At 68.8% G+C, this 2,314-nt stretch carries 1 protein-coding gene; it reads right to left on the minus strand.

The genetic code is table 11. The annotated features are described in order from the left end of the window. Positions 1-23 precede the first annotated feature (23 nt). Positions 24-2,300 (minus strand): NADP-dependent malic enzyme, encoded by a 2,277-nt coding sequence (locus LGR54_RS25610; protein WP_230364780.1) that lies wholly within the window; start codon positions 2,298-2,300, stop codon positions 24-26. Between the last annotated feature and the right edge of the window lie 14 nt (positions 2,301-2,314).

Raw genomic sequence — 2,314 nt, forward strand, 5'->3', positions numbered from 1 at the left:
GCCCCCGCCGGCCGGAACGGTGCCTAGCCCTGCGCCTCGACGACGGCGACGGCGGTCATGTTGACGATGCCGCGTGCGGTGACGGAGGGGGTGAGGATGTGCGCCGGCTTGGCGGTGCCGAGCAGGATCGGCCCCACCGGCAGCGCGTCGCCGAACACCTTCACCATCTGGTAGGCGATGTTGGCGGCGTCGATGTTCGGCATGACGAGGATGTTCGCCACACCCTGCAGCTTGCTGCCCGGCAGCACCCGCTCGCGGATCTCCGGCACGATGGCGCTGTCGCCCTCCATCTCGCCGTCCACCATCAGCTCCGGCGCCTGCTGGTGCAGCAGCTCGGTGGCGAACCGCATCTTCTGCGCGCTGGCATCGTCGCGCGAGCCGAAATCCGAATGCGACACCATGGCGATGCGCGGCTCCAGCCCGAAGCGCTTCACATGCCCCGCCGCCTGGATCGCCATCTCGACGAGATCCTCGGCGCTCGGATCGGCCGACACCTGGGTGTCGCAGATGAAGAACGCCCCCTTCTGCGTCACCAGCATCGACAGCGCCGAGACGTCGCGCACCCCGGGCGCCAGCCCGATGATGGTGCGGATGTGCCGGAGATGGCGCAGGAAGCGTCCCTCGACGCCGCACAGCATGGTGTCGGCGTCGCCGCGCATCATCGCCACCGCCGCGATCACCGTCGGCGTGGTGCGCACCAGCGTGCGGGCGATCTCCGGCGTCACCCCGCGCCGGCCGGCCAGGTCGACATAGGTCTGCACATAGTCGCGGTAGCGCGGATCGTCTTCCGGGTTGATCAGGTCGAAGTCCTGGCCCGGCTTGATGGAGAGGCCGAAGCGCGCGAGGCGGGTGTCGATCACCGCCGGGCGGCCGATCAGGATCGGCCGGGCGATGCCCTCCTCCACCACCACCTGCGCCGCCCGCAGGATGCGCTCGTCCTCGCCCTCCGCGTAGATCACCCGCTTGGGCGCCTGCTTGGCGGTGGCGAACACCGGCTTCATCACCAGGCCGGAGCGGAACACGAAGCGGTCCAGCTGCTCGTCATAGGCCTCGAAATCGGCGATCGGCCGCTTGGCCACGCCGCTCTCCATCGCCGCCTTCGCCACCGCCGGCGCCACGCGCTGGATCAGCCGCGGGTCGAAGGGCGAGGGAATCAGCGAGGTCGCGCCGAACACCGGCGTCTCCCCGCCATAGGCCCGCGCCACCACGTCCGACGGCGTCTCGCGCGCCAGCTCGGCGATGGCGTTCACCGCCGCGATCTTCATCTCCTCGTTGATCGTCGTCGCCGCCACGTCGAGCGCGCCGCGGAAGATGAACGGGAAGCACAGCACGTTGTTGACCTGGTTCGGGAAGTCCGACCGTCCGGTGCAGATCATCGCGTCCGGACGCGCGTCGCGCGCCAGGTCCGGCATGATCTCCGGCGTCGGGTTGGCCAGCGCCATGATCAGCGGCCGCTCGCCCATCGTCTTCAGCATCTCCGGCTTCAAGACCCCGCCGGCGGAGAGGCCGATGAAGATGTCGGCGCCGACGATCACCTCGGCGAGCGTGCGCGCCTCGGTCTTCTGCGCGAAGGCCCCCTTATAGGGGTCCATCAGCTTCTCGCGGCCCTCATAGACCACGCCCTCGATGTCGGTGACGAAGATGTTCTCGCGCCTGGCGCCCATCGAGACCAGCAGGTTCAGCGTCGCGATCGCCGCCGCCCCGGCCCCGGAGGTGACGATCTTCACCTCCTCGATCTTCTTCGCCCCGATGAACAGCGCGTTGACCACCGCCGCCGCCACGATGATCGCCGTGCCGTGCTGGTCGTCGTGGAACACCGGGATGTTCATCTTCTCGCGCAGCCGCGCCTCGATCTCGAAGCACTCCGGCGCCTTGATGTCCTCGAGGTTGATGCCCCCGAAGGTCGGCTCCAGCGCCGCCACCACGCTCACCACGTGGTCGATCTCCAGCGCGTTGATCTCGATGTCGAACACGTCGATGCCGGCGAACTTCTTGAACAGGACCGCCTTGCCTTCCATCACCGGCTTGGAGGCTTCCGGGCCGATATTGCCCAGCCCCAGCACCGCGGTGCCGTTCGACACCACCGCCACCAGGTTCTGCTTCGCCGTCAGCTCCGCCGCCAGCTCCCGGTCCGCCGCGATCGCCTCGCACACCGCCGCCACCCCGGGCGTATAGGCCAGAGCGAGGTCCCGCTGGTTCGCCAGCGGCTTGGTGGGCTGGATCTCGAGCTTACCGGGACGCGGAAGCCGGTGATAGACCAGCGCGCCCGAGCGCAGGTCGTCGGAAATGTAAGACGCCATGGAAACAGTTCCCT

It is taken from the genome of Ancylobacter sp. Lp-2 (assembly GCF_020523795.1).
GTDB lineage: Bacteria > Pseudomonadota > Alphaproteobacteria > Rhizobiales > Xanthobacteraceae > Ancylobacter.

Coding starts and splice junctions, on each gene's coding strand:
- LGR54_RS25610 (WP_230364780.1), bottom strand. CDS start 2,300: ATGGCGTCTTACATTTCCGACGACCTGCGCTCGGGCGCGCTGGTCTAT.